12 protein-coding genes are annotated in these 11,539 nt (G+C 69.6%); 9 read left to right on the forward strand and 3 right to left on the reverse strand.

From position 1 onward, the window contains the following. Positions 1-124 precede the first annotated feature (124 nt). Genes ACFVR6_RS00150 through ACFVR6_RS00160 form a run of 3 tightly spaced genes read left to right on the forward strand, consistent with a single transcriptional unit; the run spans position 125 to position 2,150 of the window. Entirely contained in the window at positions 125-508 is a 384-nt protein-coding gene (locus tag ACFVR6_RS00150) for a GntR family transcriptional regulator (RefSeq protein WP_386957668.1), read from the forward strand. Continuing rightward, positions 505-1,458 carry an ABC transporter ATP-binding protein gene (locus ACFVR6_RS00155; protein WP_386957669.1) on the forward strand — a complete coding sequence of 318 codons (954 nt, stop codon included), beginning with the start codon at positions 505-507 and terminating at the stop codon, positions 1,456-1,458. The genes ACFVR6_RS00150 and ACFVR6_RS00155 overlap by 4 nt, the downstream gene beginning before the upstream one ends. Further along, positions 1,455-2,150, forward strand: a complete 696-nt coding sequence (locus tag ACFVR6_RS00160; RefSeq protein WP_386957671.1) for a hypothetical protein — start codon at positions 1,455-1,457, stop codon at positions 2,148-2,150. Before ACFVR6_RS00155 ends, ACFVR6_RS00160 begins: the two co-directional genes overlap by 4 nt. A 61-nt stretch (positions 2,151-2,211) precedes the next feature. Here the strand turns inward: ACFVR6_RS00160 and ACFVR6_RS00165 are convergent, their stop codons facing one another. Beyond that, entirely contained in the window at positions 2,212-2,505 is a 294-nt protein-coding gene (locus ACFVR6_RS00165; RefSeq protein ID WP_386957673.1) for a chorismate mutase, read from the reverse strand. Positions 2,506-2,608: 103 nt separating this feature from the next. On the opposite strand from ACFVR6_RS00165, the gene ACFVR6_RS00170 reads away from it, so the two are divergent. Next, positions 2,609-3,781 carry an AI-2E family transporter gene (locus ACFVR6_RS00170; RefSeq protein ID WP_386957675.1) on the forward strand — a complete coding sequence of 391 codons (1,173 nt, stop codon included), beginning with the start codon at positions 2,609-2,611 and terminating at the stop codon, positions 3,779-3,781. Between the two features lie 102 nt (positions 3,782-3,883). Here the strand turns inward: ACFVR6_RS00170 and ACFVR6_RS00175 are convergent, their stop codons facing one another. Together ACFVR6_RS00175 and ACFVR6_RS00180 are read right to left on the reverse strand one after the other, a co-directional pair. After that, positions 3,884-5,152 (reverse strand): lactonase family protein, encoded by a 1,269-nt coding sequence (locus ACFVR6_RS00175; RefSeq protein WP_386957677.1) that lies wholly within the window; start codon positions 5,150-5,152, stop codon positions 3,884-3,886. Further along, positions 5,152-6,438 (reverse strand): adenylosuccinate synthase, encoded by a 1,287-nt coding sequence (locus ACFVR6_RS00180; protein WP_386957679.1) that lies wholly within the window; start codon positions 6,436-6,438, stop codon positions 5,152-5,154. The genes ACFVR6_RS00175 and ACFVR6_RS00180 overlap by 1 nt, the downstream gene beginning before the upstream one ends. A gap of 201 nt (positions 6,439-6,639) precedes the next feature. On the opposite strand from ACFVR6_RS00180, the gene ACFVR6_RS00185 reads away from it, so the two are divergent. From ACFVR6_RS00185 to argG, 5 genes are all read left to right on the forward strand, one after another. Then, on the forward strand, positions 6,640-7,659 hold the full coding sequence (locus ACFVR6_RS00185; RefSeq protein ID WP_386957680.1) for a methionine ABC transporter ATP-binding protein: 1,020 nt from the start codon (positions 6,640-6,642) through the stop codon (positions 7,657-7,659). Beyond that, complete coding sequence (locus tag ACFVR6_RS00190; RefSeq protein ID WP_386957682.1) at positions 7,656-8,372, forward strand: methionine ABC transporter permease; 717 nt, start codon at positions 7,656-7,658, stop codon at positions 8,370-8,372. The genes ACFVR6_RS00185 and ACFVR6_RS00190 overlap by 4 nt, the downstream gene beginning before the upstream one ends. A gap of 31 nt (positions 8,373-8,403) precedes the next feature. Then, entirely contained in the window at positions 8,404-9,237 is an 834-nt protein-coding gene (locus tag ACFVR6_RS00195; RefSeq protein WP_386957683.1) for a MetQ/NlpA family ABC transporter substrate-binding protein, read from the forward strand. Positions 9,238-9,324: 87 nt separating this feature from the next. Then, on the forward strand, positions 9,325-9,996 hold the full coding sequence (locus ACFVR6_RS00200; protein ID WP_386957684.1) for a peptidylprolyl isomerase: 672 nt from the start codon (positions 9,325-9,327) through the stop codon (positions 9,994-9,996). Between the two features lie 62 nt (positions 9,997-10,058). Continuing rightward, the gene (argG, locus tag ACFVR6_RS00205) at positions 10,059-11,501 is read left to right on the forward strand and encodes an argininosuccinate synthase (protein WP_386957686.1); all 1,443 of its coding nucleotides are present in this window, start codon (positions 10,059-10,061) and stop codon (positions 11,499-11,501) included. Positions 11,502-11,539 lie beyond the last annotated feature (38 nt).

The raw sequence follows: 11,539 nt of genomic DNA on the forward strand, positions 1-11,539 counted from the left end.
GCCTCACGGCCCGATGTCCACCGTACCCAGCGGCCCCCGCATCCCGCAAAACAGGCGCTTGACATCACCTCCCCTCCCGTTGCATGGTTAGTTAGTCAAGTAATGAACCAGTGAACGGAACGCAATGATCGAAGAAGGCCGAGCTCTGTTCCTGCAGATCGCCGAGAGCATCGAGGATGCGATCGTCGACGGCAGTCTCGCCGAAGAAGCCCAAGTGCCCTCGACGAACGAACTCGCCGCCTTCCATCGGATCAACCCCGCCACGGCGGCGAAAGGAGTGAACATGCTCGTCGACAAGGGCGTGTTGTACAAGCGACGCGGTATCGGCATGTTCGTCGCCCCCGGCGCCCGCGAGCAGGTGCGCGGCGAGCGGCGCGCCGTGTTCGCCGATCGCTACATCGAGCCGCTTCTCGCCGAAGCGCGGGCCCTCGGGCTCAGCTCCGCCGATCTCGGCACCCTCATCCAACAGCGCTACAACGCACACACAGCAGAAGGGACGGCACGATGACCCCCGTCATCGAGGTCACAGGCCTCACCAAGCGCTACCGCGACACGGTCGCCGTGGACGACGTGAGCTTCGCCATCGAGAAGGACACCATCTACGGTCTCCTCGGCCGCAACGGCGCCGGCAAGACGACGATCATGTCGATCCTCACAGCGCAGAACTTCGCGACGCGCGGCGACGTGCGCATCCTCGGCGAGAACCCGTACGAGAACGCGCGGGTCCTGCAGCGCATGTGCTTCGTGCGCGAGAGCCAGAAGTACCCCGAGGATGCCCTGCCCAAGCACGCGTTCGACACCGCGAGGCTGTTCTTCCCGAACTGGGATCAGCAGCTCGCCGAGCGTCTGATCGACGACTTCCAGCTGCCGGTTAAGACGCGCATCAAGAAGCTGTCGCGCGGGCAGCTGTCGGCGGTCGGCGTCATCATCGGGCTGGCCTCACGCGCCGAGATCACGTTCTTCGACGAGCCGTATCTCGGGCTCGATGCCGTCGCGCGGCAGATCTTCTACGACCGGCTGCTCGAGGACTACGCCGAGCACCCGCGCACCGTCATCCTCTCCAGCCACCTCATCGACGAGGTCTCCAACCTCATCGAACGCGTCCTGGTCATCGATCGCGGACGCATCATCATGGACGAGACGACGGATGCCGTGCGCGACCGCGCGACGAACATCGTCGGCGACACGGCAGCGGTCGAGGCGTTCATCGCCGGTCGCGAGGTCATCCACCGCGAGAGCCTCGGCCGGGTCTCCAGCGCCACCGTGCTGGGGGCGCTCACCGCCGAGGACCGCGACCGGCTCACCGCGACCCGGCTCGACGTCACGCCCGTCTCGCTGCAGCAGCTCATCGTCCGGGTCACACAGCATGCCGCCGAGGAGCGCGACCGCCGCGCCGGCACGGAGACGGCGGGTGCCGCTGATCCTGCGGCATCCACCGAGGAAGGAGCACTGCGATGAGCCGCACGCTCAATGTCGTCCGCATGCAGCTGGTCAACCGGCAGACCTACATCTGGGTGCCGCTGATCGTGCTGGGGGGCGCACTGCTGGTCACGCTCGCGATCTACATGATGCTGAGCAACGCGGGAGTCGACGGGCCCAAGTACGGCGGCGGGGCTCAGGCGCCGCTGTGGTACTTCGGGGTCGTCGGCATCCAGGCCCTGACCCTGGTGTTCCCGTTCTCGCAGGCCATGAGCGTCACCCGGCGGGAGTTCTACTTCGGCACACTGCTGACCTCGGTGCTGACCTCCGGCATCCTCGCCGTGGTCTTCGTGCTGGGCGGGCTGATCGAGCAGGCCACCCAAGGGTGGGGCATCAACGGCTACTTCTTCTACCTGCCGTGGATCTGGGAGGCCGGGGCGCTGGCTGCCGGGTTCTTCTTCTTCGTCGTGGCGATGCTGTTCTTCGTCGTGGGATTCTGGGCGGCGACGATCTACAAGCGCTTCGGCAACCTGTGGCTGACGGTCATCCTGGTCGGACTGGGTCTGGTGCTCGTCGGCATCCTGTGGCTCATCACGATCGCCGAGGCCTGGCCGACGGTCTGGGAGTGGTTCGTGAATCAGGGCGCGCTGGGATTGAGCCTGTGGGGAACGGCGCTGCTGGCGGTGCTCGCCGTCAGCTCGTGGGCGACGGTGCGCCGCGCGATCCCCTGAGCCTCTTCAAGAGCGGACGCCCCGGGCTTCGGCTCGGGGCGTTCGTCGTGTCAGCGCGCGGTCAGCGGCCGTCGGCGGCGGCGGTGTGGTGGCGGATGACCTCGGCGACGACGAAGTTGAACCACTTCTCAGCGAACTCGGGATCCAGCGACGACTCCTCGGCCAGGCGCCGCAGCCGGCCGATCTGCTGCTCTTCGCGCGACGGGTCCGACGCCGGCATCCCGTGCTCCGCCTTGAGGATGCCGACCTGCTTGGTGCAGCGGAACCGCTCGGCGAGCATGAAGATGAGCGCGGCGTCGATGTTGTCGATGCTGCTGCGCAGGTTCTGCAGCGTCACAGTGGGATCTTCGGTCATGGCATCCTCCTCGCATCGACCCTACCGGCGGGGCGGCGGCCGCCCGGACGGCAGTGCACGCGCCACCCTGCCGTCGCCAGATGCCCGCCCCTAGAGTGTCCCCATGAGCGACACCGCCGACCGACCGCTCGCCGCGGATGCCACCACCGGAACCGACACCGGAACCGCGCCGGACGCCGCGACGGCGACCACGGATGCCGCGACGGCAGGCCCCGCACCGGCTCGGCGATTCGCAAGCCTCCCGAATCCGTTCTCGCTCGGCTTCCTCCTGACGCTCGGAGGTCTCGCCGCCCTCGTGCTCGGGATGGCGATATCGAGCCTGTCGACGATCCTGATCTACATCGCGTTCGCGCTGTTCGCCGCTCTCGGCCTCAATCCGGTGGTGCGCTGGCTCGAGGCGCACAAGGTTCCCCGCGCCTGGGGAATCGTCATCGTCTTCGCGGGGTTCGCGCTGGTGATCGTCGGGCTGCTGTGGCTGGTCATCCCGACGGTCGCCTCGCAGGTGAAGCAGTTCATCGACAACGTGCCGAGCCTGTTCTCGGACTTCCAGAAGTCGGACTTCTACGCCTGGCTCACCAATACGTTCAGCGATCAGATCGGCACGCTCGTCACCGACGTGCAGAACTTCATCACCAACCCCAGCAACCTCGCCTCCATCGGCGGCGGCGTGCTGCAGGTCGGGGTGTCGATCGCCACGACGATCTCGGGCATCATCATCGTCCTCGTGCTGTCGCTCTACTTCCTCGCCTCGCTCGATGGGATGAAGCGTTCGTTCGTGCGACTCACGCCAGCTCGCACCCGGGCGAAGGTCTCGGGCCTCACAGACGAGATCACCGAGTCGATCGGCAGCTATCTGATGGGCATGGTGATCCTGGCATTCTGCAACTCGATGTTCGCGTTGCTCCTGCACCTGCTCCTGGGGTTGCCGTTCCCCGCCCTCATGGCCGTCATCGCGTTCTGCATCACGCTCATTCCCCTCGTGGGTACGGTGATCTACTGGGGGCTCGCGACGATCTTGGCGCTGTTCAGCAGCCCGCTCGCCGCGCTCATCTTCGGCATCGCGTATCTCGTGTACATGCAGATCGAGGCATACGTCCTCACGCCGCGCGTGATGAACCGGGCCATCTCGGTGCCCGGAGCGCTCGTGGTGATCGGAGCGCTCGTCGGCGGCACGCTGCTGGGGCTGCTCGGCGCTCTCATCGCGATCCCGGTGACGGCGTCGATCCTGCTGATCATCAAGCAGGTGCTGATCCCCCGCCAGGACGCGAAGCTGTAGCGGGCGCGAGTCCTCGCGCCTCTCCGCAGCCGTCACGAGCGTAGGAGATGTGACGACGGGAGGACGGATGCCGGCGGTTGGGTCCTACGCTCGCACCATCTCCTACGCTCGCGACGAGCGCAGCGGCACGATGCAGGTCGGCGACGGCGCGGCGGTGCGTGCGCGCACGCGACCGGGCACTCCGGTGCGGATGTCGAGGGTGAGTGCGGCGACCTCGCCGGACTGCTGCCCTGCCACCAGCAGGGTGTCCCGCACGACGGTGTGATGCCGCGGCCCGCGGACCCCGGCTTCGGCGAGCGCGACGGGTGTCACCGAGGAGCCGTCGCCGCGCACCCGCAGGACGGCGAGGGTGTTGCTGCCTCGTACCCCGGCGTAGACGAACTCCGCATCGCGCGACAGGCACACCTCCGCGGCGCTGTCGCCGGCGAGGGTCGCCCCGAGCGGCGTGCCCGAGACGATGCGCCAGACCCCCGAGGCATCCGGTGCCAGCACGAACAGCTCGCAGGACAGCTCCGTCATGACGTAGAGATGACCGCTCGGATGCCACACCATGTGGCGCGGGCCGCTGCCGCGCGGCAGCACGACGCCGGGCTGCGACCGCATGCCGCCGTCGCCGGCGCGCCAGAACCGCACCAGGTCGAAGCCCATGTCGGTGGCGGCGACGATGCCGCCGGGCAGGTAGAGGGTCTGGTGCGCGTGCGAAGCGCGGGCGACGACGGCTGCCCCGTCCTCGGCGACCATCGCCGGGGTGGGCTCGGGCACCTCCTGCGGAGCGTCGTACTCCGGCACCAGGTGTGCGAACTCCTCGCCGGCGGCCTCGCGCAGCGCCCGGGCCGCAGCCGCCAGATCCAGCAGCCGCCCCTGGGCTTCCTCGCCGCGCGCGCCGAGATCCACGGCGCCGGCCGGACCGATCGCGGCGGGGCCCCACGCGTCGGGACCTTCCTCGGCGTGCGGATCGCGCGCAGCAGCGGCAGCGGCCGTCGCACCGGGGCGCCCGTCGGCATCCAGGCGCACGCGCACCACGCGGCCATCACCCCAGCAGCTCGCGATGAGCGAGCCGCCATCGGGCGCGACGGCGATGTGGCAGGGCGCCTCGCCGACGGCCACCGGCGCACCGAGCCGCGCGAGCGACATCGTGCCGGTGCGGCGGAACGCCTGCACCGTGCCGTCGCCCTCGAGCGCCGCGTACACGACGTCGAGCCCCGGATGCCACGTGAGCCACGACGGCGACCCACCGGAGGTCGCCGCCTCGCCTTCGAAGGCGAGCGGCCCGCCGGCGGAGGCGACGTCCGCCTCGCCGGCGCGCAGGACGCCGATGCCCTCGGCGTGACCATCCATGTCGGCGGTGTACCCGCCGAGCAGGAAGCGCATCAGTCCAGCAGGTCGTGCCGCACGATCACCGCGTCGCGGCCGGGACCGACCCCGATGACCGAGATGCGTGTGTTGCTCATCGCCTCGAGCGCCAGCACGTAGTCCTGGGCCGCCGCCGGCAGCTCTTCGAACGTGCGCGCCTTCGAGATGTCCTCGGTCCAGCCGCGGAAGTACTCGTAGATCGGTGTGGCGTGGTGGAAGTCGGACTGGTTGACCGGCACCTCTTCGAAGCGCGTGGCGTCGACGTCGTACGCGACGCAGACCGGGATGCGCTCGAGACCGGTGAGGATGTCGAGCTTGGTGAGCACCAGGTCGGTGATGCCGTTGATGCGGGTGGCGTAGCGCGTGACGGGCGCGTCGTACCAGCCGACCCGGCGCGGACGCCCGGTGGTGGTGCCGAACTCGAAGCCGCGCGAGCGCAGCCAGTCGCCCTGCTCGTCGAACAGCTCGGTCGGGAACGGGCCCGACCCGACGCGGGTCGTGTACGCCTTCACGATGCCGACGATGCGGTCCAGGCGGTTGGGGCCGACGCCGGAGCCGGTCGACGCACCACCGGCGGTGGCCGACGACGAGGTGACGAACGGGTAGGTGCCGTGGTCGACGTCGAGCATGGTGGCCTGGCCACCCTCGAAGACGACGACCTCACCGGCATCCAGTGCGTCGCTCAGCAGCAGGCCGGTGTCGCACACCATGGGACGCAGGCGATCGGCGTAGGACAGCAGGTCCTCGACGACCTCGTCCACCGTGATGGCGCGGCGGTTGAACACCTTCACCAGCAGGTGGTTCTTCTGGTCGAGAGCGCCCTCGACCTTCTGCCGCAGGATGTTCTCGTCGAAGAGGTCCTGCATGCGGATGCCGACACGGTTGATCTTGTCGGCGTAGGCGGGGCCGATGCCGCGACCGGTCGTGCCGATCATGCGCTTGCCGAGGAACCGCTCGGTGACCTTGTCGAGGGTGCGGTGGTACTGGGTGATGATGTGCGCGTTGGCGCTCACGCGCAGCCGCGACGTGTCGAGCCCTCGGGCGTTCAGTGCCTCGAGCTCGTCGAAGAGCACTTCGAGGTCGACCACCACGCCGTTGCCGATGACGGCGTTCACGCCCGGCGACAGGATGCCGGAGGGCAGCAGGTGCAGCGCGTACTTCTCGTCGCCGATGACGACGGTGTGACCGGCGTTGTTACCGCCGTTGAACTTGACGACCCAGTCGGTGCGCTCTCCGAGGAGGTCAGTGGCTTTGCCCTTGCCCTCGTCTCCCCATTGAACGCCGACGATGACGATGCCTGGCATGGCCTTCTCCCCCGTGATCGGACGGTTACACCCCATCCTATCGGCCGCGCCCGCGGCGGCCCCCGGCGGCGGCACATCCGCCGCTCCTGCCGCAGCCGCACGATCCGCGCCACCGGGGACGACACGGGGCGTAACGCGATTACCGCCGGGCACCGGGCTGCCGCTTGGATCGACACGGCCCCCTTGCCGCCGATCGGCAGGGTGCGGGCACTGCATTGGAAGGCCTACCCGAACATGATCGCGCTCGACCACGTCACGAAACGCTACGGCGATCTCGCCGCCGTCGACGACGTCTCCCTGACGATCCCGAGCGGCGAGGTCTACGGCATCGTGGGGCAGAGCGGCGCCGGCAAGAGCACCCTCGCCCGCATCGTCAACCTCCTCGAGCGCCCGGACTCCGGCCGTGTCGTCGTGGACGACACCGATCTGACTGCCCTGCGCGACGCCGACCTGCGGGCCGCCCGTCGCCGCATCGGCATGGTCTTCCAGCGCTTCAACCTGCTCGGCAGCCGCAGCGTCCGCGGCAACGTGGAGCTCGCCCTCGAACTCGACGGTGTGCCGCGCGCCCAGCGCCGGGCACGGGCGCAGGAGATGCTCGACCTCGTCGGCATCGGACACCGCGGCGACGCCTCGGTGCACGAGCTGTCGGGCGGTCAGCAGCAGCGCGTCGGCATCGCCCGCGCCCTCGCCGCCCGCCCGAGCGTGCTGCTCTCGGACGAGGCCACGAGCGCGTTGGACCCCGAGACGACCACGTCGATCCTCGACCTGTACCGCCGCATCAACGAGGAGCTCGGGCTCACCGTGCTGCTCATCACCCACGAGATGGACGTCGTCAAGGCGGCCTGCCACTCCGCCGCGCTCGTCGAAGCCGGCCGTGTGGTCGAGAGCGGCCGCCTCGTCGACATCATCCGCACCCCCGGCTCGCGCCTGACGTCGCAGCTGTTCCCGCTCGGGCGGATCCCGGCGACCGTCGCGCCGGATGCCACGGTCATCGACATCACGTTCGCGGGCGGCACCGCCGACCGCCCCGTCATCGCCCGCCTCGCCCGCGAACACGACGTCGACGTGTCGATCCTCGGCGCCCTCATCGAGCAGATCGGCGGCACGCAGGCCGGTCGCACCCGCCTGGAGATCCCCACCCGCGCGGCCGCCGGCATCATCACGGACCTCCGCGGGCAGGATCTGCTGGTCGAGGTCCTGCAGGAAGGCGTACGCGCATGAACGAGCAGCTGCTGCAGATCCTCCTCGTCGCCACGGGGCAGACCCTCTACATGGTGGGCGTCGCCCTGGTCGTGACGGTCGTCGTGGGGCTTCCCCTCGGCGTCGTGCTGGTCGGCACCGAGGAGGGCCGGTTCCTCGACCGCCTGTTCGGGTCGCGTACCGCCGCGGTCGTCGTCAACCGTGTGCTGGATTTCATCGTCAACTTCGGCCGTTCGGTGCCGTTCATCATCCTGATGGTCGCGCTGATCCCCTTCACCCGCCTGGTCGTGGGCACTTTCATCGGACCCACCGCGGCGATCGTGCCGCTGTCGGTGGTGGCGATCCCGTTCTTCGCCCGCATGGTCGAGATCGCGATCAAGGAGGTCGACCCGGGCCTGCTCGAAGTGGCATCCTCCCTCGGCGCGAGCCGCTGGGAGCTGGTGACCAAGGTGCTGCTGCCCGAGGCCGCCGCACCCATGCTGCTGGGCCTGTCGACCACCGTCACCTCGATCATCAACTTCTCCGCGATGGTCGGCACCGTCGCCGGCGGCGGGCTGGGCGATGTCGCCATCCGCTACGGCTACCAGCAGTACAGCTGGATCCACATCGTGGCGGTGATCGTCGTCATCTTCGCCATCGTGATGGCCCTGCAGTCACTGGCGAGCTGGGGCGCACGGCGCCTCGCCCGCAAGACCCCGACCCGCACGCGCCGCACGCGCGAGCGCACCGCCTGACCCGACCCGACCCGACCGAGAGGACATCCCCATGCCCCGCACCCCCCGTACCCTGCTCCTGGCCGCCGTCGCGGCCACCGCCTTGACCCTCACCGCCTGCGCCGGCGGTTCCGCCGCCGAAGACGGTGGCGACGCCGCGGCATCCGACGGTCTCGGCACCATCAAGGTCGGCGCGCTGCAGACGCCCGCCGGCGACATCCTCAACCACATCGCCGAGGGGGCCGCGGCCGAAGTGGGCCTGACGATCGAATTCGTCCCGTTCACCGACTACAACACGCCCAACACGGCGCTGGCGGACGGCTCGATCGACGCGAACCTGTTCCAGAACTCCACGTTCCTGGCGACCTTCAACGAGGCCACCGGCTCCGACCTCGTGAGCGTCGGCGAGGCGTACCTGCCCAGCGCAGCGTTCTACTCCGACAAGGTCGACAGCCTCGACGACCTCGAGGACGGCGCCACGATCGCCGTTCCCAACGACCCCACCAACGAGGGTCGTGCGCTGCAGCTGCTCGCCGACGAGGGCCTCATCGAGGTCGAAGAAGGCGTCGTCGACCTCACCGGCATCACCGACAACCCGCGCGGGTTCACCTTCACCGAGATCGAGAACGCGACGCTGCCGCAGGCCCTGCCCGACGTGGATGCCGCCTTCGTCACCATCTCGTTCGCGCTGCCGGCCGGCCTCACCGGCGACCAGGCGATCCTGCTCGAGGGCGAGTCGAGCCCTTATTACAACGTGCTGGCCACCCGCCCCGAGCTCGCCGACGACCCCCGCATCGTGGCGCTCTACGAGCTGCTGACCTCGCAGGAGGTCGCCGACTTCGAGAACGAGACGTGGGGCGGCCTGGTCGTCCCCGTCATCGGCTGACCCTCCGCGCACCCGTCGGGCCCCCGTTCCTCGTGGACGGGGGCCCGCGTCGTGTTCCGGGCGGAGCGCCCCACGTACGCTGGACGCATGCGCTCCCGCCTTCTCGCCGCTCCGCTGCTCGCCGTGTCGCTCCTCGTCTTCGCCGGCTGCGCGAGCGTCGACCAGACTCCGGGCGGGTCCGCGGACACCCCGTCGGCGACGACGGATGCCGGCGCGTGCGCCTACCCTGCGGGCGGCAGCGCGGCGGTCGAGGTGCAGGCACCCCCGGCCGACCCCGCCGTCACCGGGGAGGTCGCCGCCACCCTGCAGACCACGGCGGGCGACATCACCCTCACCCTCGACGCCGACCGCACACCGTGCACCGTCGGCAGCTTCGTCTCGCTCGCCGAGCAGGGCTACTACACCGACTCCAGCTGCCACCGGCTGACGACCGCCGGCATCTACGTGCTGCAGTGCGGCGACCCCACAGGCACCGGCCGCGGCGGCCCCGGCTACAGCTACGCCGACGAACTCGCCGGCACCGAGACCTACCCGGCCGGCACCGTCGCGATGGCCAACGCCGGCCCCGACACCAACAGCTCGCAGTTCTTCCTCGTCTACGAAGACACCGAGCTCCCGCCGTTGTACACGGTGTTCGGTGAGATGGATGCCGCCGGTCTCGCACTCGTGCAGGCGGTCGCCGCGGCCGGCACCGAATCGGGCGCACCCGACGGACCGCCGGCGACGGACGTGACGATCACGGCCGTGACGATCGACTGACCGCCCCGTCCGCGTCGGCACCGTGCCCGGGCGGCATCCGCCCGGTCGGTAGACTGAAGACCATGTCGAAGGTCCTTCAGTCCCTGCCCGTCGGCGAACGCGTCGGCATCGCCTTCTCCGGAGGACTCGACACGTCCGTCGCCGTCGCCTGGATGCGTGACAAGGGCGCCGTGCCCTGCACCTACACCGGCGACCTCGGTCAGCCGGATGAGACCGACATCGCCGCCATCCCCGGCCGTGCGCTCGAGTACGGCGCCGAGGTCGCGCGCCTGGTCGACTGCAAGACGTCCCTGGTCGAAGAGGGCTTCGTCGCCCTCGCGTGCGGCGCGTTCCATATCCGCAGCGGCGGCCGCACCTACTTCAACACCACGCCGCTGGGCCGCGCCGTCACCGGCACGCTGCTGGTGCGCGCCATGAAGGAGGACGGCGTCGACATCTGGGGCGACGGCTCCACCTACAAGGGCAACGACATCGAGCGGTTCTACCGCTACGGCCTGCTCGCGAACCCCGCGCTGCGCATCTACAAGCCGTGGCTCGACGCCGACTTCGTCACCGAACTCGGTGGCCGCACCGAGATGAGCCAGTGGCTCGTCGCCCACGGCTTCCCCTACCGGGACTCGGCCGAGAAGGCCTACTCCACCGACGCGAACATCTGGGGCGCGACGCACGAGGCGAAGACCCTCGAGCACCTGGACATCTCGCTCGAGACGGTCGAACCCATCATGGGCGTGCGCTTCTGGGACCCGTCCGTCCAGATCGAGACCGAGGACGTCTCGGTGACGTTCGAGGCCGGCCGGCCGGTCGCCCTCAACGGCGTCGAGTTCGCCGACCCGGTGGACCTCGTCTTCGAGGCCAACCGCATCGGCGGCCGCCATGGCCTCGGGATGAGCGACCAGATCGAGAACCGCATCATCGAGGCGAAGTCACGCGGCATCTACGAGGCGCCGGGCATGGCGCTGCTGTTCACCGCGTACGAGCGGCTCGTGAACGCCATCCTCAACGAGGACACCCTGGCGACCTACCACGAGCAGGGTCGGCGCCTGGGCCGCCTCATGTACGAAGGCCGCTGGCTCGAGCCGCAGTCGCTCATGCTGCGCGAGTCGATCCAGCGCTGGGTGGGCTCGGCGATCAGCGGCACCGTCACGCTGCGACTGCGTCGCGGTGAGGACTACACGGTGCTCGACACCTCGGGCCCCGGCCTGTCGTACCACCCCGAGAAGCTGTCGATGGAGCGGGTCGGCGACGCCGCCTTCGGTCCCACCGACCGCATCGGCCAGCTGACGATGCGCAACCTCGACATCGCCGACTCGCGCTCGCGCCTGGAGCAGTACGCGGGCATGGGCCTGCTCGGCGGCCCCACCGGCGACCTCATCGGCACGCTCGAGAAGGGCGGGGCGGGCGAGATCACCGAGCACGCCGACGGCTACGACGCCAAGCGCGAAGAGCTGGCGGAGGCCGTCGACGAGGCATCCGAGTCGGCGTCGTTCGACTTCGGCGCCGACTGACGGGCGACCGGCGGCGCGATCGGGCGCCGTCGGGATAG

Source organism: Microbacterium sp. NPDC058021 (assembly GCF_042885955.1).
In the GTDB taxonomy this organism is placed as follows: Bacteria; Actinomycetota; Actinomycetes; order Actinomycetales; family Microbacteriaceae; genus Microbacterium.